The sequence below is a fragment of the Micrococcus sp. NPDC078436 genome, assembly GCF_040702705.1.
In the GTDB taxonomy this organism is placed as follows: domain Bacteria; phylum Actinomycetota; class Actinomycetes; order Actinomycetales; family Micrococcaceae; genus Micrococcus.
Genome location: NZ_JBFBLX010000003.1, coordinates 66,604 through 82,244, shown reverse-complemented (window position 1 = coordinate 82,244; position 15,641 = coordinate 66,604). Strand labels below are relative to the sequence as shown.

At 74.0% G+C, this 15,641-nt stretch carries 15 protein-coding genes and 1 tRNA gene; 7 read left to right on the top strand and 9 right to left on the bottom strand.

Annotated elements, in window-relative coordinates:
• The first annotated feature begins 2 nt into the window (after nucleotides 1–2).
• Nucleotides 3–1,007 carry an aminotransferase class IV gene (locus AB0302_RS02975; RefSeq protein WP_319074551.1) on the top strand — a complete coding sequence of 335 codons (1,005 nt, stop codon included), beginning with the start codon at nucleotides 3–5 and terminating at the stop codon, nucleotides 1,005–1,007.
• Nucleotides 1,008–1,062: 55 nt separating this feature from the next.
• Complete coding sequence (locus tag AB0302_RS02970; protein ID WP_248116311.1) at nucleotides 1,063–1,341, top strand: DUF4235 domain-containing protein; 279 nt, start codon at nucleotides 1,063–1,065, stop codon at nucleotides 1,339–1,341.
• A gap of 17 nt (nucleotides 1,342–1,358) precedes the next feature.
• Here the strand turns inward: AB0302_RS02970 and mnhG are convergent, their stop codons facing one another.
• From mnhG to dcd, 8 genes are all read right to left on the bottom strand, one after another.
• Nucleotides 1,359–1,817, bottom strand: a complete 459-nt coding sequence (mnhG, locus tag AB0302_RS02965; RefSeq protein ID WP_319074549.1) for a monovalent cation/H(+) antiporter subunit G — start codon at nucleotides 1,815–1,817, stop codon at nucleotides 1,359–1,361.
• A complete protein-coding gene (locus AB0302_RS02960) occupies nucleotides 1,814–2,173 on the bottom strand; it encodes a monovalent cation/H+ antiporter complex subunit F (protein ID WP_298712486.1) in 360 nt (119 codons plus the stop codon). Before AB0302_RS02960 ends, mnhG begins: the two co-directional genes overlap by 4 nt.
• On the bottom strand, nucleotides 2,170–2,904 hold the full coding sequence (locus tag AB0302_RS02955; protein ID WP_366370486.1) for a Na+/H+ antiporter subunit E: 735 nt from the start codon (nucleotides 2,902–2,904) through the stop codon (nucleotides 2,170–2,172). The genes AB0302_RS02960 and AB0302_RS02955 overlap by 4 nt, the downstream gene beginning before the upstream one ends.
• Nucleotides 2,891–4,522: a Na+/H+ antiporter subunit D gene (locus tag AB0302_RS02950; protein WP_298712481.1), complete on the bottom strand. Its 1,632-nt coding sequence runs from the start codon at nucleotides 4,520–4,522 to the stop codon at nucleotides 2,891–2,893. Before AB0302_RS02950 ends, AB0302_RS02955 begins: the two co-directional genes overlap by 14 nt.
• Nucleotides 4,519–5,094, bottom strand: coding sequence for an NADH-quinone oxidoreductase subunit K (locus AB0302_RS02945; protein WP_248116302.1), 576 nt, complete (start codon nucleotides 5,092–5,094; stop codon nucleotides 4,519–4,521). Before AB0302_RS02945 ends, AB0302_RS02950 begins: the two co-directional genes overlap by 4 nt.
• A complete protein-coding gene (locus AB0302_RS02940; RefSeq protein WP_366370485.1) occupies nucleotides 5,091–8,207 on the bottom strand; it encodes a Na+/H+ antiporter subunit A in 3,117 nt (1,038 codons plus the stop codon). Before AB0302_RS02940 ends, AB0302_RS02945 begins: the two co-directional genes overlap by 4 nt.
• Before the next feature lie 75 nt (nucleotides 8,208–8,282).
• Nucleotides 8,283–9,611 carry an MFS transporter gene (locus AB0302_RS02935; protein ID WP_366370484.1) on the bottom strand — a complete coding sequence of 443 codons (1,329 nt, stop codon included), beginning with the start codon at nucleotides 9,609–9,611 and terminating at the stop codon, nucleotides 8,283–8,285.
• A 1-nt stretch (nucleotide 9,612) separates the two neighbouring features.
• A complete protein-coding gene (dcd, locus tag AB0302_RS02930; RefSeq protein WP_248116297.1) occupies nucleotides 9,613–10,194 on the bottom strand; it encodes a dCTP deaminase in 582 nt (193 codons plus the stop codon).
• 33 nt (nucleotides 10,195–10,227) lie between these two features.
• Here dcd and AB0302_RS02925 point away from each other — a divergent pair, with 33 nt between their 5' ends.
• The 5 genes from AB0302_RS02925 to AB0302_RS02905 all read left to right on the top strand — a co-directional run bounded on the left by AB0302_RS02925 (nucleotide 10,228) and on the right by AB0302_RS02905 (nucleotide 15,051).
• On the top strand, nucleotides 10,228–10,707 hold the full coding sequence (locus AB0302_RS02925) for a TrkA C-terminal domain-containing protein (RefSeq protein ID WP_248116295.1): 480 nt from the start codon (nucleotides 10,228–10,230) through the stop codon (nucleotides 10,705–10,707).
• A gap of 68 nt (nucleotides 10,708–10,775) precedes the next feature.
• Nucleotides 10,776–12,017 carry a cation:proton antiporter gene (locus AB0302_RS02920; protein WP_366370483.1) on the top strand — a complete coding sequence of 414 codons (1,242 nt, stop codon included), beginning with the start codon at nucleotides 10,776–10,778 and terminating at the stop codon, nucleotides 12,015–12,017.
• Nucleotides 12,018–12,073: 56 nt separating this feature from the next.
• A tRNA-Gly gene (locus AB0302_RS02915) sits at nucleotides 12,074–12,147 on the top strand.
• Between the two features lie 202 nt (nucleotides 12,148–12,349).
• Complete coding sequence (locus AB0302_RS02910; RefSeq protein WP_366370482.1) at nucleotides 12,350–13,324, top strand: AEC family transporter; 975 nt, start codon at nucleotides 12,350–12,352, stop codon at nucleotides 13,322–13,324.
• Nucleotides 13,325–13,389: 65 nt separating this feature from the next.
• A complete protein-coding gene (locus AB0302_RS02905; RefSeq protein WP_298712465.1) occupies nucleotides 13,390–15,051 on the top strand; it encodes a helicase HerA-like domain-containing protein in 1,662 nt (553 codons plus the stop codon).
• Between the two features lie 79 nt (nucleotides 15,052–15,130).
• Here the strand turns inward: AB0302_RS02905 and AB0302_RS02900 are convergent, their stop codons facing one another.
• Nucleotides 15,131–15,610 (bottom strand): flavodoxin domain-containing protein, encoded by a 480-nt coding sequence (locus tag AB0302_RS02900; protein ID WP_298712460.1) that lies wholly within the window; start codon nucleotides 15,608–15,610, stop codon nucleotides 15,131–15,133.
• Nucleotides 15,611–15,641: the final 31 nt, after the last annotated feature.

Below are 15,641 nucleotides of genomic sequence, written 5' to 3'. Positions count from 1 at the left end.
CCATGCCCGCCGACTCGCCCTTCGTCCCTGCCGCCCACGAGCCCGTGCTCGTCCTGCTCGAGCAGGATGCGCACGGGCTCGTCCGTCCCCGGGTCGCGGACCCGGACGTGCCGCACCTGCGCGTCACAGACCAGGGCGTCACGCGGGGCGACGGCCTGTTCGAGACCGCGCTCGCCGTCGCGGACGAGGCCGGGACGCTGCGGATGCGCAAGCTGCGCGCCCACCTCGGCCGGCTCGCCTCCTCTGCCACGGCGCTGCGCCTGCCCGCGCCGGACGCCGCCGCGTGGGAGGCCGCCGTCGACGCCGGCCTGCGCGCCGTCGAGGCGGCGAGCCGCCCCGCGCCCGGCGCGCGGCTCTCCGTCCGGCTCACCGCGACGCGCGGCCCCGAGGCGGCGCCGGGCACGGCGCCGCACCCGACCGCGTGGGTGCTCCTGACCCCGGTGCCCGCCCCCGACGAGGCCGAGCGCCGCGCGGGCGTCCGCGTCCTCCTGCTGGACCGCGGCATCGACTCCACCGCCCCCGAGCACGCCCCCTGGCTGCTCACGGGCGCGAAGACCCTCAGCTACGCCGTGAACATGGCCGCCCTGCGCCACGCGCGCGCCCACGGGGCGGACGACGTGATCTTCACGAGCTCGGACGGCTTCCTCCTCGAAGGTCCCACCTCCACCGTGCTGATCGCGCGGCACGATCCGGACGGCCGGCGCCGCCTCCTCACCCCCCTGCGGCAGAAGGGCATCCTGGCGGGCACCTCCCAGGCGGTGGTCTTCGCGGCCGCGCACGCCGCGGGCTGGCGCCTCGGCTACGGCCCCCTCGTCCCGGCGGACCTCGAGGACGTGGACGGGATCTGGCTCGCCTCCTCCGTGCGGGGCGTGCTCCCCGTGCGCGCGGTGGACGGGCGCGAGACGCCCGTTGACCCCACCCTGACGGCCCGGCTCCAGGCCTGGCTGGACGCCGACGGCGATCCGGGACACCACGTCAGCGGGGACCCGGTCACCTCGGACGCCTGATCCCCCCCGCGCTAGGCTGACTCCCGGACCGGTCCCACCCCACGGAAGGCGCACCATGAACACCATCGCCCAGAAGATCCTCTCCACCGGCATCACCCTGGCCGGCGGAGTCATCGGCTCCCGCCTCGTGGCCGGGGGCTGGAAGCTCGCCACCGGGCACGACGCACCGGACGACGCCGCGGACGAGACGCTGCCCCTCGTGGAGGCGCTCTCCTTCGCCTTCATCTCCGCCGGCGTGGCCGCGCTCATCAAGGTGGCCGGACAGCGCGGCGCGGGCACCGCGATCCGCAAGGCCTCCGAGAAGACCGCCCGCCGCGGCGCCAACGAGGTCTGAGACCCCGCGCGACGGGCTCAGCCCGTCGGGCTCCCGCCGCGGTCCGGGCCGTGCGGCGCGTCCTCGCCGCGCTGCGCCGCGGGCGGGCGGCGGGGGCGACGCCGCGGGGCGCCGCCGTCGGCGGCCTCCACGCGGCGGGCCGCCGCGGCCAGGTCGTCGCGGTGCAGCAGCCCGTGCTGGGCGTGCTTGGTGCGGTAGCCCGTGCGCCCCACCAGGTGGGAGGCCACGGGGGCCGTCACCATCTGGGCGACCCACGCCAGCAGCAGGATGGGCGCCCACGCCCACGAGCGCCAGAGCACCGCGAGCCCCAGGAGCATGAGCAGCAGGCCCAGCACCTGGGGCTTGGCGGCCGCGTGCATGCGGGAGAGCAGGTCGGGCAGCACGAACAGGCCCACGCCGGCCACCAGGGAGAAGAAGGCGCCGGCCACGATCAGCAGGGCGGCCAGCCAGTCCAGCAGCAGCAGCGGGTCCGTCATCGGTCTCCCCCCTCGGCGGGCGCGTCTTCCGAGCCCGGGATGTCGGTGGTGCCGGGCACGAGGGAGATCTCCTCCCGCATGTGCTCCGGGCGGCGGTCCTCCACGAAGCGGGCCACGGTCACCGAGCCCACGAAGCCCACCGTGGCGGCCAGCACCACGAGGACGATGTCATGGGTGTGGCGGTGCACGGCCATCTCCAGGACCAGGGCCGAGGAGAGCACCACGAGCAGCACGTCGATGGCGATCGCCCGGTCCAGCAGGGACGGGCCCCGCACGATCCGGTGCAGCGCGGCCACGGCGCCCACGAAGAGCATCGCGCCGCCCCCGTAGGCGGCCACGGTCATCGGGTCGATCATGCGCGCTCCTCCTCCGCCGCGGGCCCGTAGGCGGGATGCCGCCGGTTGCCCGCGATCTCGGCCCGCGGGGGCGCCGAGTCGGGGAAGCGGCGCAGCAGCTCCAGGTCCGTGCGCGAGCCGACCGCCTGGATGATCCCGGCCTCCACGCGCAGGGCCTTGGCGCGGACCGCGGCGATCTCCTCGTCCGTCGTCACGTTCAGGCAGTGCAGGTACAGGGTGGCGTCGGCGCGGTCCACGTCCAGCACGATCGAGCCGGGCACCAGGGCCAGGGCGTGGCTGACGAGGGTGATCAGGAGGTCGTCGTGGCTGCGCAGCCGAACGCCCACGATCGAGCTGTGCACCCGCCTGCCCCGCGTGAGCACGACGGCGGACACCGAGAGCGAGGAGCGCACCACGTCCGCGAGGAAGCGGCCGGTGAACACGAGCGCGTGCCAGGGGCTGAACCGGCGGCTGAACGGGATCGCGGGCATGGGGAACACCACGATCACCAGCGCGGCGAAGAGGAGTCCCGGCAGCAGCACGTGCAGGCCGAAGTCCTGCCACAGTGCTCCCCACACCAGGGTGAGGACGAGGGCGAGGGGCCACTGGCCCAGCACGGCACGGAGACTGCCGGGCCGGGGCGCCGCGCGGGCGGAGCCCAGGCCCGCGGGAACGGCCGGGTCCGCGGTCTGCTCCCGGTCCCGCGACGGCGCCGTGCGCGGTGCCGGCGGGCGAGGGTCAGCGGTGGGCATCGTGCACCTCCGTCGGGTCGTTGCGCAGGCTCTCCGCGGCGCGCTCCGCGGCGTCCTCGCCCAGCACGGCGCCGATGTAGGGCGTGCGCTCCAGCATGTCCGTGGCGGCGCGGTCCGCGAGGCCGTAGAGGGGCCCCGCGAGCACGGTGAACGCGACGCTGAGGGCCACGATCGCCGCGGTGGGGACGACGAGGCCGGCGCTGAGGCGCTTGGGCCGCTCCCCCCGCTCGAGGACGCGCTGGTACGCGGCCACGAGCTGGGCCGGCGGATGCTCCACGTCCTCGACCCTGCGCCAGAACGCGCGGGTCCACACGCGCACCATGACCAGCAGCGTGAGGAGCGAGGCGAGGACGGAGACGATCACGAGCGTGTACGCGAGCGGTGCGCCCTGCTCCACGCCGCCGCGCAGCAGGCCCACCTTGCCGAGGAACCCGGAGAACGGCGGGATGCCGCCCAGGTTGAGGGCGGGGATAAGGAAGAGCAGGCCCACGAGCGGGGAGACGCGGGCCAGGGAGCCGAGGCGGTCGATGTTGGCCGTGCCGGCCCGGTTCTCGATGAGCCCGGTGACGAGGAACAGCGCGCTCTGCACCGTGATGTGGTGCGCCACGTAGAACACGGTCGCCGCCAGGCCCAGCTGGGTGGCCAGCCCGAGGCCGAAGACCATGTAGCCGATGTGGGAGACCAGGATGAAGGAGAGGATGCGCTTGATGTCCGTCTGCGCGAGGGCCCCGAGGATGCCCACGATCATGGTGAGCCCCGCGACCACCAGCAGGAGATCGTTCACGTGCTCCCCGGGGAACAGGAGGGTCTCCGTGCGGATCATGGCGTACACGCCGACCTTGGTGAGCAGTCCCGCGAACACGGCGGTGACCGGTGCCGGAGCCGTGGGGTAGGAGTCCGGCAGCCAGAAGGAGAGGGGGAACACGGCGGCCTTGATCGCGAAGCCCACGAGGAGCATCACGTGGAGCACCATCTGCATGTCGCTCGGCAGCTCGCCGAGCTTCACCGCCAGGTCCGCCATGTTCACCGTCCCCGTGGCCGCGTAGATCATGGCGATCGCGATGAGGAACAGCACGGAGGAGACGACGGAGACCACCACGTAGGTGACGCCCGCGCGCATCCGCTGCGCCGTGCCGCCGAGCGTGAGCAGCACGTAGGACGCGGTCAGGAGGATCTCGAAGCCCACGTAGAGGTTGAAGAGGTCGCCGGCGAGGAACGCGTTGGACACGCCGGCCACGAGGATCAGGTACGTGGGGTGGAAGATCGAGACGGGCCCGCCCTCGTCGCGGCTGATGAGGCCCTGCGCCGAGGCGTACAGGAGCACCGCGAGGGTGATGATCGTGGAGACGAGGAGCATCAGCGCGGAGAGCCGGTCCACCACGAGCACGACGCCGAGCGGTGCGGGCCACCCGGCCAGCTCCACCACCGCCACGCCCGCCTCCCACACCGCGGCGAGCAGGGCCGCGTTCAGCACGAGCGTGAGGAAGAGCGCGAGGACGGTGACGCTCACCTGGGCCCGGGGCCGGCCCACGAGGGTGAACGTGACGGCGGCCCCGAGCACCGGCAGCATGACGGCCAGCGGGGCGAGGTCGGTGAGGGGCACGGAGCCGATCGTCATGGGCGCTCGCCCTCCTGGTCCTGGGGCCGGCCGCGACGCTTCCGTGCCGACGGGGCGGTGCGTGCCGCCGCGGCCGGGCGGACGGACCGCCGCTCCGGTGCGCGGGGCGCGTCCGGGGTCGCGTGCTCGTAGTGCGCGTTCGGGTCCGCGGCGTCGTCGATGAACTCGGAGGACTCCTCCACGAGCACCGAGTCGTCCTCGACGTCCCACGCGGGCTGGCTGGCGATCTTGACGTCCTCCGCGTCCACCTGGATCAGGTCCTCGCGGCTGATGAGCCAGGAGCGGTAGATCATGGCGGTGAGGAAGGCGCTCGTGGCGAAGCCGATGACGATCGCGGTGAGGATGAGGGCCTGCGGGAGGGTGTCCGCGTAGGCCCGGGGGTCCGTGCCCTCGATCCGCAGGGGCGCCTGCCCCACTCCGCCCGCGCTCGCGAAGAGCAGGAGGATCGCGGCGTTGTTGATGAGCATGATGCCCAGCAGGATGCGGGTGAGGTTGCGCTCCAGCACGAGGTAGATCCCGCACGTGAACATCACGCCCATCGCGGCCAGCAGGGCCAGGTCCACGGTCGTCATCGGGCGGCCTCCTGGCCGGTCGGAGTGGACGGAGTGGGCAGGCGGGGGTGCCGGCGGCGCTCCGCGGCGCGGCGGCGGGCCCGGCGGGCCGCCTCTCCGCGCCGGTCCACCTCGCCGCCGAGGGAGCGCAGCACGTCCATGACCAGGCCCACCACCACGAGGTAGACGCCCACGTCGAACGCGGTGGCCGAGACGAACTTGAGGTGGTCCCCGAACAGGGGCAGGCCGTGGAGCTCGAGGGCGTAGGACTGCAGGATCTGGCCGCCGAAGAAGACGGGGGCGATGCCGACGAGCGTGGCCAGGCCCAGGCCGAGGCCGAGCATCGCGCCGGCGGGGATCAGCGAGGCCTCCTGGAGCTCGAACCGCCCCCCCGCGAGGTACCGCAGGGTCAGCGCCAGCCCGGCCAGGAGGGCGCCGGCGAAGCCGCCGCCCGGGGTGTTGTGCCCCGCCAGGAGGAGGTAGAGGGACATGAGCATCATGATCGGGAACATGAAGCGCGTGACCACCTCGAGGATGATCGAGCGCCGCTCGGGCGCCATGGTGCGCCCCGCCACGAGCCACTGGTTGTTCGTGTCGTCCACCGCGAAGGCGCGGACCACGGTGAGCTCCCGGGCGCCGAGAGCGGAGTCGGCGCCGAAGTCGCCCACGCTCCCGGAGCGGACGTCGGCGATGTCCTTGCCGGGGCCGTCGCGGTGCTGCAGGAAGACGAGGGAGGCCACGCCCGTGGCGGCCGCGGCGAGCACGGTGATCTCCCCCCACGTGTCCCACGCGCGGATGTCCACCAGCGTCACGTTGACGGCGTTGGTGCCGTAGCCGAACTCGTAGGCGAGGTCCGGCATGGGCACGGAGATCCGCTCCGCGGTGCGGGCGGCCAGGGACGTGGCCGCGACCCACACCATGACCGCGGAGAAGGACAGGGCCAGCAGCAGGCGGGTCAGCCTGCGGTTGCCCTCGCGTCGGGCGAGCCACTCCGGCGGGAGGACGCGCAGGCCGAAGATGAGGGTGACGAGGACGACCGACTCCACGAGCACCTGCGTGATGGCCAGGTCCGGGGCGCCGCGCATGGCGAAGAGGGCGGCCGCCCCGTAGCCCGTGACGGACACGAGCATGACCGCCATGAAGCGGCGGTGGGCGCGGACGGTCGCCACGGCCGCCACGCACAGCAGGACCGCCACGCCCAGCTGGGCCGGCGACTCCGCGAGGACGATCCGGGCGTCGAGGAACGAGGTGGCCAGGACGCGATCGGAGTCCCCCACCGGCAGGAGCAGGAACCCCAGGGGCAGGACGGACGCGCACGCGAACATGATGGCCAGGTAGCGGCGCAGCGAGCCGGTCTGGGTGCGGCCGGTGACCCACACGGCGACCTCGTCGAGGACGCCGATGAGCCGGCCGTAGGTCCGGGCGGCGTCCACGGGGGACTGCAGGCGGGCCTGGAGGGCCTGGACGGGGCGGCGGGTCCACGCCAGCAGGGCGCCCAGAGCCCAGATGCCCGCCGAGACCGCCAGGATCGGGGTGAAGCCGTGCCACAGTGCGAGGTGCGCGGGCTTCTCACCGGGCGACGCCGGCGCCAGTCCGTGCGTGGCCGCCTCCACGAGCGGCGCCACGCTGCCCGGCACGAGCCCGAGGACCAGGCACGCCACCGCGAGCACGGCGGCGGGTCCGAGCTGCAGCGCCGTGACGGGCGAGTGGAACTCGGTGACGGGGCGGGGCCCGCCGACGCCGGGCTCCTTCGCGTCCCGTGGGTCGCGCCGCCCGAACGCGCCCCACACGAACCGCCACGTGTACGCGAACGTGAGCACGGAGCCGACCGCCATGAGCACGAACGGGGCCCAGGCCCAGGCCCCGGCCCCGTGCTCCCCGTGGGCGGCCAGGGTCTCCAGCACGGACTCCTTGGCCACGAAGCCGAACAGCGGCGGCAGGCCGGCCATGGAGGCCGCCGCCAGCACGGCGACGCCGGCCAGCACGGGGTGGCGGCGGCCGATGCCGGAGAGCTCGCGCAGGTCGCGGGTGCCGGCTTCGTGGTCGATCACGCCCACCACCATGAACAGCGGGGCCTTGAAGATCGCGTGGGCCAGGAGCATCGCCAGGCCCGCCATCGCGGCGTCGCGGGTGCCCAGGCCGTTGGCCACCATGAGGAAGCCGAGCTGCGAGACGGTGCCGTAGGCCAGGATGAGCTTGATGTCGTCCTGGCGCATCGCCCGCCAGCCGCCCAGGAGGAGGGTGGCCAGGCCCACGCCGAGCACGAGCGTCTGCCAGGAGACGAGGGTGGCGAAGGCGGGTGCCAGGCGGGCCACGAGGAAGACGCCGGCCTTCACCATGGCGGCCGCGTGCAGGTACGCGGACACGGGGGTCGGGGCGGCCATGGCGGCCGGCAGCCAGAAGTGGAACGGCGCCTGGGCCGACTTGGTGAGGGCACCGAGCAGCACGAGCGCGACGGCGGCCTCCAGCATCCCGCGCACCGCGGCGTCCGCCACGAGGGCCGGCGCCACGGCCAGCACGCCGGAGACCCGCCACGAGCCGGAGAGGTGGGCGAGCATGACGAGGCCCACCAGCATGGCCAGGCCGCCGAAGGTGGTGACGATCAGGGCCTGGATGGCGGAGCGGCGGGCGAAGATCCGGTGGCCCGAGTAGCCGATCAGCAGGAAGGACAGGACGGAGGTGATCTCCCAGAAGGTGTAGAGCACCATGAGGTCGTCCGTGGTGACGAGGCCGAACATCGCGCCCGCGAACGCGAGCAGCTGCCCGCCGAAGACGCCGCTGCGCCGCTCGTCGGGGGCGAAGTAGCGGGCGCAGTACGCGAGCACGAGGGCGCCCACGCCCAGCACGATGAGCGACATGAAGGCGGCGAGCGCGTCCAGGCGGAAGGCCAGGTCGATGTCCAGGTAGGGCACCCACGGCACCGTGCGCTCCAGGTGCGCCGCCTCGGCGGGCGCGGGGGCGCCGGCGTCGAGGGCCTCCTGCAGGGCGAGCACGTGCGGCAACTGCGCGAGGACCCAGAGGAATCCCGCGGCCGGGACCGCGGCGAGGAGGTAGAAGCCCTGCCGGCCCGTCCACCGGAAGATCGCGGGAGCACAGAGCGCAACGGCGAACAGTGCGATGAGGCTCAGCAGCATGGGATCCCCGGGGCAGACGGGCGGTGGAGGGCTGTGGCCACTTTACGGGATCGGGCCGCGTCGGGCGGGACGGGCTCAGTCGGCGGCGGGGGCCGCGGCGCCCGACTCGGCCGCGCCCGGCTCCGCGACCCCGGCGAACAGGGCGGCGCCCGCCACGAGCACGATCCCGATCACGGGGATCACGGCGCGGTTGTCCGGCTGGACGGCGAGGGCCACGGAGACGAGCGCCGGGGTGATGAACCCGACGGCGCGGCCCGTCGTCGCGTAGAGGCCGAACACCTCCCCCGCCGTGCGCGGGGTGGTCACGCGGCCGAGGAACGCGCGCGAGGCGGACTGGACCGGGCCGACGAAGAGGCACAGCACGAGGCCGCCGATCCAGAACGCCGTGGTCCCCGAGGCGAGGAACAGCGCCGCCGCCGTGAGGACCATGGCGAGGAGGGAGCCCAGGATCACGCGGCGCGGGCCGATGCGGTCGTCGAGCCGCCCGCCCGCGAAGGCGCCGAGCGCGGCCACCACGTTCGCCACGATCGCGAACAGGATGACGTCCGCGGGGTCGAGCCCGTACACCGTGGTGCCCAGGATCGCGCCGTACACGAACACGGCGCCCACGCCGTCGCGGAACACCGCGGAGGCCACGAGGAACCGCAGCGTGTTGCGGTCCTCGCGCCACATGCGGGCCAGGGTGCGGCCCAGCCCGGCGTACGAGCCGAGGATCGTCTCCCGGCGCGGACGTCCGTCCGCGGCACGGGCCGGCGGCGGGTCCGGGACGACGACGAGCACCGGGACCGCGAAGACGAGGAACCATGCCGCGGCGACGAGCGCGACCACGCGGATGTTGAGCGCCTCGTCCTCGCCCACGCCGAACCAGTGGGCGTCCCCGGAGACGAAGCCGAGGTAGACGATCAGCAGCAGCACGATCCCGCCGAGGTAGCCCGCGCCCCAGCCGATGCCGGAGACCCGTCCGATCGTGGCGGGCGTGGAGATCTGCACGAGGATCGCGTTGATCTGCACCTCGGCGAACTCGAAGAACACGGTGCCCAGCGCGATCAGGGTGACGCCCAGCAGCAGGGAGGACTCGTGCGGGGTGACGAAGAAGCAGGCCGCGGTGCACGCGATCACCGCGGCGGTGGTGAGCCCCAGCCACAGGCGACGGCGGCCGGCGCCGTCCGCCTGCCGGCCCAGCACGGGCGCGGTGAGGGCGATCAGCACGCCCGCCAGCGCCATCGCGGCGGAGAGCCACGCCGTGCCCCGCTCGTCCGCCCCGAACGCGTCCGAGGCCAGGTACGTGCCGAACACGAAGGTGACCATGACGGCGTTGAAGGAGGCCGAGCCCCAGTCCCACGCCGCCCACGCGAGGACCTGGCCGCGCCGGGCGACGGGGGCGGGGGCCGGCGTCGTGGCCATCTCAGCGCTCGATGCGGGTGATGTGGAAGTTCTGGAAGGAGCGGGAGGCCGTGGGGCCGCGCTGTCCCTGGTACCGGTTCTGGTAGGCGCCCGCGCCGTACGGCGTCTGCGCCGGGGAGCTCATGCGGAAGAAGCACAGCTGGCCGATCTTCATGCCCGGCCACAGCGTGATGGGCAGGGTGGCCACGTTGGAGAGCTCGAGCGTGACGTGGCCCGTGAAGCCGGGGTCGATGAACCCGGCGGTCGAATGGGTCAGCAGGCCCAGCCGCCCGAGCGAGGACTTGCCCTCGAGGCGCGCGGCGACGTCGTCGGGGAGCGTGACCTGCTCATAGGTGGCACCGAGCACGAACTCGCCCGGGTGCAGGATGAAGGGCTCGTCCGGGGCCGTCTCCACGAGGCGGGTCAGCTCGTCCTGCTCCTGCGCGGGGTCGATGTGCGCGTAGCGGTGGTTGTCGAAGAGGCGGAAGAAGCGGTCCAGGCGGACGTCCACGGACGCAGGCTGGACCATCGAGGGGTCCAGCGGGTCCAGGCCGACCCGGCCGGCCTCGAGCTCGGCGCGGATGTCGCGGTCGGAGAGCAGCACGACGCCAGTGTATCCGGCGCTACAGTGTGCGCCATGAGCATGCACGAGACCGCCCTGCCGGGCATCGGCGTCCGCCGCGAGCTCGACCTCGCGGACGGCCGGCGGATCGGCGTCGTGATCCACCGCGACGGCACCACCGACCTCTTCCTCGCCGACGCGGACGACCCGGACGCGTGCGCCGCGGCCGTCGCCCTCTCCTCGAGCGAGGCAGCGAGCCTCGGCGGGCTCCTGGCCGGGCCGCAGCTCGTCTCCCAGTTGGAGGGCGAGCACGCGGACCTGCCCGGCATCACCACGCGCCAGCTCATCCTCCCGGCTGACTCCCCCTACGCGGACGCCGAGCTCGGCGCCACGAAGATGCGCACCCGCACGGGCGTGTCCATCGTCGCCGTCGTGCGGGCCGGGCAGACCCACCCCTCCCCCGGCCCCGACTTCCTGCTCGAGGGCGGGGACCTGCTGATCGTCGTGGGGACGAGCGAGGGCACCCGGACGGCCGAACGCCTGCTCGACGCCTGACCCGCCCCGCCGGACGAGCCCCCGAACGGGGCCCGCCCCGCGCACGCCGACCCCGGAGAGGAGCGCCCATGGACACCACCGTCCTCGCGCTCATCGAGCTCGGCGCGGTCCTGCTGCTGCTGGGCATGCTCGGGCGCCTGGCCGGGCGGATCGGCATGTCCCCCGTGCCGCTCTACCTGCTCGGCGGGCTGCTCATCGGCGTCGCCGGGCTGCTGTTCCCCACCGCGGACGAGGCCGGGGTGGTGCACGGCCCCATGGAGCCGATCGCCGAGTTCAGCCACCTGGCCAGCGAGATCGGCGTGGTGCTCCTCCTGCTCATGCTGGGCCTGGAGTACTCCGCCCGCGAGCTCGTGGGGGGGCTGCGCGGCTCCTGGAAGGCCGGCGTGCTCGACGTGGTCCTCAACGTCACCCCCGGCGCGCTCGCCGGCCTCCTGCTCGGCTGGGGTGCCGTGGGCGCGGTGGTGCTGGGCGGCATCACGTTCATCTCCTCCTCCGGCATCATCGCGAAGGTGCTCGGCGACCTGGGGCGTGTGGGCAACCGCGAGACCCCCGTGATGCTCTCCATCCTCGTGTTCGAGGACCTCGCCATGGCCGTCTACCTGCCGCTCATGACGGCCCTCGTGGCCGGCAGCGCCCTCATGGACGGGCTCACGGCGGTGGGCGTCGCCCTGGTGGTGGTCACCGTGGTCCTGCTCGCCGCCCTGCGGTTCGGCCCGCAGATCTCCCGGCTCGTCCAGTCCCCGGACCAGGAGGCGTTCCTGCTCAAGCTCCTCGGTCTCGCCCTGCTCGTGGCCGGCCTCGCGGGGGCGCTCCAGGTGTCCGCCGGCGTGGGCGCGTTCCTGTTGGGCATCGCGATCTCCGGGGCCGCGGCCAAGCAGGCCCGCTCCGTGCTCGAGCCGCTGCGGGACCTCTTCGCCGCCCTCTTCTTCGTGCTCTTCGGGATGAACACGGACCCGCGCGCCCTGCCGCCCGTGCTGCTGGGCGCGCTCGCCCTCGCCGTCGTCACGGCCGCCACGAAGGTGGCCACGGGCTACCTCGCGGCGCGCGCGGCGGGCATCGGCGTCGCCGGCCGCTGGCGGGCGGGCGCCACGCTGACCATCCGCGGCGAGTTCTCCATCGTCATCGCGGGCCTGGCCGTGGCCTCCGGGTCCATGCCGCCCGAGGTGTCGGCGTTCGCCACGGCGTACGTGCTCCTCCTCGCTGTGGCAGGCCCCGTGCTGGCCCGCTACGCGGACGGCTTCGGCCGATCCCGCGCGAAGCGGGCGAGGGAGCGGGCCGCCGCTGCAGGCCAGGGGCACGCGACGGCCTGAGTGCGGGCGCTGGTGTAGGGTGGTGTCCGCGCCGCAGGCGAGAGCCGAGCGGTTGCGCGGGCGTAGCTCAATGGTAGAGCGCTTGCTTCCCAAGCAAGATACGCGGGTTCGATTCCCGTCGCCCGCTCCACCGAAGGGGCCGGATCCACCAGGATCCGGCCCCTTCCTCGTGCGCACGGCCCCTCACGACGCCGGCACCCGTCTCGAGCGCCCCGCCCGGGGTACCCTGTGCGGGCCGTGTGCGCGCGGCCCGCCGCGAGGCCCCGGCAGCCCCGGCGCGAGCCCTGGTCTCACGACACCGTCCCCCGCGACTCCCCGGAAGGAGGCCCGACGTGCAGCAGGTCCTCTCCGGCTTCGCCGTGGTGTGGGTGATCATCGCCGTCGGCTTCCTCGTGGGGCGCACGGGCGTGCTCGGCGAGGACGCCCGCACGGTGCTCTCGCGCACCGCGTTCTTCGTGGGCAACCCCGCCCTGCTCTTCGTCACCCTCTCCCGCGCGGACGTCGCCGCCGTGCTGGGCCCCCAGCTGTGGGTGGCCGCGATCTCCGCGCTCGCCGCCGCGGGCGTGTACCTGGCCGTCACGGTGCCCCTGCTCCAGGGCCGGCCGCCCTCGGAGCGCGTCATGGCCGCCCTGAGCTCGTCCCTCGTCAACTCGGCCAATCTGGGCATCCCGATCGCCACGTACGTGCTCGGCGACGCGGCCCTCGCCGCGCCGGCGCTCATCTTCCAGCTGGCGGTCTACACGCCGCTGTACGTGGCCGCCATGGACGCCACGACGGCACGGGAGGCCGAGGAGCGGGCCTCCGGCCGGCGGGCCGTGCGCCGCTCCCCCGGACGGGCGGCGCTCGCCCAGCTCGGCCAGACCGCCCGCAACCCCATGGTCGGGGGCGCGATGCTCGGCCTGCTCTTCTCCGTCACCGGCTGGGCGCTTCCGGGGCCGCTCATGCAGTCCGTCGAGCTGATCGGCGGGCTGTCCATCCCGGCCATGCTCCTCGCGTTCGGCATGTCGCTCGTGGGCTCGCGTCCGCTCGCCCGGGCCGGCGGCCGTCGGGCGGACGTGCTGATCGCCTCGGCCGTGAAGCTGCTCGTCCACCCGCTGCTGGCCTGGGTGCTGGCCCAGTTCGTGTTCGGGCTCGACGCCCGGCACGTGTTCGTCGCCGTCGTGCTGGCCTCCCTGCCCACGGCGCAGAACGTGTACGTCTCCGCCGTGCGCTACGACGCCGGCCTGCGCGTCTCGAAGGACACCATCCTGGTGACCACGGTCGTCGCGATCCCGGCGATGATCGGTGTGGCGCTCGTGCTGGCCTGACCGTGCCGAGCCCGCCCGCCGGCGGCGCACGTGCCACGGCCGGGGTGCGCCCTAGGATGAGCCGCATGAGCGAGAACACCGCGGGCGACGGCCTGCTCGAGTCCATCCGCCAGGGCTACACCTTCGAGGACCCCACACTCACGCTGGGGGCCGCCGTCGTGGACGGCGAGGTGCACCCCGAGGTGCCCGTGCGCCTGCCGCTGCGCATGATGAACCGCCACGGCCTCGTGGCCGGCGCCACCGGCACGGGCAAGACGAAGACGCTGCAGATGATGGCCGAGCAGCTCTCGAAGGCCGGCGTCCCCGTGTTCCTCGCGGACGTGAAGGGCGACCTCTCCGGCCTGGCCACCGCCGGGACGGCCTCGGACAAGCTCTCCGAGCGCACCGCCGCCACCGGCATGCCGTGGGAGCCGCGCGCCTACCCGGTCGAGTTCCTCGCCCTGGGCGGCGACGGCGTCGGGGTGCCGGTGCGCGCCACCGTGGACGCCTTCGGCCCTCTGCTGCTCTCCCGCGTGATGGACCTCAACGAGACCCAGGAGTCCTGCCTGCAGCTCATGGTCCACTGGGCGAACGAGCGTGACCTGCCGCTGGACGACCTCACGGACCTCAAGGCCGTGGTCACCCACCTGACCAGCGACGAGGGCAAGGACGACCTCAAGGGCCTGGGCGGCGTCGCGAAGGCCACCGCCAACGTGATCCTGCGCGAGGTCACGGGCCTGGAGGCCGCGGGCATGGACCGCTTCTTCGGCGTGCCCGAGTTCGAGACCGCCGAGCTGCTGCGCGTGGCCCCGGACGGCCGCGGCGTGATCTCGGCCCTCGAGCTGCCCACCCTGGCCACCAAGCCGCAGCTGTTCTCCACCTTCATGATCTGGCTGCTGGCCGACCTCTTCGCCGAGCTCCCCGAGGCGGGCGACCTGGACAAGCCCAAGCTCGTGTTCTTCCTCGATGAGGCGCACCTGATCTTCAAGGGCGCCTCGGACGCGTTCCTGGACTCCATCACGACCACCGTGCGGCTCATCCGCTCGAAGGGCGTGGGCCTGTTCTTCGTCACCCAGACGCCGCAGGACGTGCCCGCCGAGGTGCTCGGCCAGCTGGCCAACCGCGTCCAGCACGCGCTGCGCGCCTTCACCCCGCAGGACGCCAAGGCGCTCAAGCAGACCGTCCAGACCTTCCCGACGACGGACTACGACCTCGCCGAGGTCCTCACCTCCGCGAAGGTCGGCGAGGCCGTGGTCACGGTGATGGATCCGGACGGGGCCCCGACGCCCGTGGCGCTGACCCGCATGTGGTCCCCCGAGTCGGCCATGGAGCCCGCCGCGGCCGAGGCCATGCAGGCGATCGTGGCGGCCTCCCCGCTCATGGCGGAGTACGGCACGGCCGTGGACCGGGAGTCCGCGGCGGAGAAGCTGGCGGCCGAGGCCGCGGAGGCTCCCGCCACCGGCGGCAGCGCCCGCGGGGAGGACGCCCGCCTGGCGGACGGGCGCGCCGACGGCGGCACGGTGGTCTCCGGCGTCGACCTCGGCGACCTCGAGAAGATGCGCCGCGAGGAGGAGAAGGCCGCCGAGCGCGCGCGGCGGGAGGCCGAGAAGCCCAGCGAGTTCGAGAGGGCCATGGGCAACTTCGTGAAGTCGGCCGGCACACAGCTGGGCCGCGAGGTGGTGCGCGGCGTGTTCGGCACGCGCAGCCGCCGCGGCGGCGGGCTGCTGGGCGGGCTGTTCGGCCGCTGACCCGCGCCGGGGACGACGTCGGCCCGCCCCCTCCTTCAGGAGGGGGCGGGCCGACGTCGTCGGTGGAGGCGCCGCGGGGTCAGCGCACGCCGTGGTGCGTGAGGGACTTGGCCCAGCGCTCGATGGCGTCCCAGTCGCGGAAGTCGCCGTAGTGCTCGTTCTTGGAGACCTTCAGCTTCATGCGCTCGATCCAGCTGAGCCGCTCCTCCACGAGGGCCCCGCGGAAGTAGGCCACGTCCCGGGCACCGTAGGTCTCGAGCTGCGCGGCGACCTTGGGCAGCGGCTCCGGGGCGCCGCCGGAGGCCAGGATGACCAGCGGGCGCAGGGACAGCTCGGCGCGGCGAGAGTCCAGGAAGTGCTTGGCCTCCGCGTCGAGGGAGCCGGTGTACACGGGCGCGGCGACGATGACGGCGTCCGCGGTGTCCAGCCAGGCGCCGGCGCCGGCGGGATCCTCCACGACGGTCTCCACGGACTGGCTGGTCCGCAGCACCTCGGCGACGCGCTCGGCGATCTCGCGGGTGGAGCCGTGGTGGGACGAGGCGACGATGAGCGTGGTCATGGGACTGCGCACCCTTCGGGTCGGCGGTGGG

Coding starts and splice junctions, on each gene's coding strand:
- AB0302_RS02975 (WP_319074551.1), top strand. CDS start 3: ATGCCCGCCGACTCGCCCTTCGTCCCTGCCGCCCACGAGCCCGTGCTC.
- AB0302_RS02970 (WP_248116311.1), top strand. CDS start 1,063: ATGAACACCATCGCCCAGAAGATCCTCTCCACCGGCATCACCCTGGCC.
- mnhG (WP_319074549.1), bottom strand. CDS start 1,817: ATGACGGACCCGCTGCTGCTGCTGGACTGGCTGGCCGCCCTGCTGATC.
- AB0302_RS02960 (WP_298712486.1), bottom strand. CDS start 2,173: ATGATCGACCCGATGACCGTGGCCGCCTACGGGGGCGGCGCGATGCTC.
- AB0302_RS02955 (WP_366370486.1), bottom strand. CDS start 2,904: ATGCCCACCGCTGACCCTCGCCCGCCGGCACCGCGCACGGCGCCGTCG.
- AB0302_RS02950 (WP_298712481.1), bottom strand. CDS start 4,522: ATGACGATCGGCTCCGTGCCCCTCACCGACCTCGCCCCGCTGGCCGTC.
- AB0302_RS02945 (WP_248116302.1), bottom strand. CDS start 5,094: ATGACGACCGTGGACCTGGCCCTGCTGGCCGCGATGGGCGTGATGTTC.
- AB0302_RS02940 (WP_366370485.1), bottom strand. CDS start 8,207: ATGCTGCTGAGCCTCATCGCACTGTTCGCCGTTGCGCTCTGTGCTCCC.
- AB0302_RS02935 (WP_366370484.1), bottom strand. CDS start 9,611: ATGGCCACGACGCCGGCCCCCGCCCCCGTCGCCCGGCGCGGCCAGGTC.
- AB0302_RS02925 (WP_248116295.1), top strand. CDS start 10,228: ATGAGCATGCACGAGACCGCCCTGCCGGGCATCGGCGTCCGCCGCGAG.
- AB0302_RS02920 (WP_366370483.1), top strand. CDS start 10,776: ATGGACACCACCGTCCTCGCGCTCATCGAGCTCGGCGCGGTCCTGCTG.
- AB0302_RS02905 (WP_298712465.1), top strand. CDS start 13,390: ATGAGCGAGAACACCGCGGGCGACGGCCTGCTCGAGTCCATCCGCCAG.
- AB0302_RS02900 (WP_298712460.1), bottom strand. CDS start 15,610: ATGACCACGCTCATCGTCGCCTCGTCCCACCACGGCTCCACCCGCGAG.